We start from the raw sequence: 317 nt of genomic DNA, 5'->3' as shown, positions 1-317 counted from the left end.
GGTACAGTTTTTCTCCCAGCTGATCCTGCCGCCACAGCCTGCGGCGGCGCGCACCGGCAAAAGCGTTTTCCACCGCACCATGGAATTTCTGGGGCGAGATCAGCGCCACCATGGTCTCACGGCGGGTCGGGACAAGTTCTGCGCGGGATAGATACATGATTCCTCACCTCAATTCTGCCATTGCGTCATGTTCGGTCGCGCCGGGCATTTCCGGCGGGTTTGTGTTCCACTCCCGCACCGGGCGGTAGCCGTTCTGCCGGTGGATGGGGCTGAACGACACCGCCAGATCACGCCGGGGCACGGCAGCAGCATCCGCC

At 63.4% G+C, this 317-nt stretch carries 1 protein-coding gene; it reads right to left on the bottom strand.

The window, feature by feature from the left end; all coding sequences use genetic code 11:
- Positions 1 to 157: type I-E CRISPR-associated protein Cas6/Cse3/CasE (locus P0G09_RS17095; protein ID WP_275253264.1), on the bottom strand; the 157-nt coding region annotated here is incomplete at its 3' end.
- Positions 158 to 317 lie beyond the last annotated feature (160 nt).

Origin of the sequence: Faecalibacterium sp. DFI.5.82, assembly GCF_029076575.1 — a bacterium.
GTDB classification, from domain to species: domain Bacteria; phylum Bacillota; class Clostridia; order Oscillospirales; family Ruminococcaceae; genus Faecalibacterium; species Faecalibacterium duncaniae.
The sequence above is the reverse complement of the archived record's forward strand: the minus strand, read 5'-3'. Positions and strand labels throughout refer to the sequence as shown.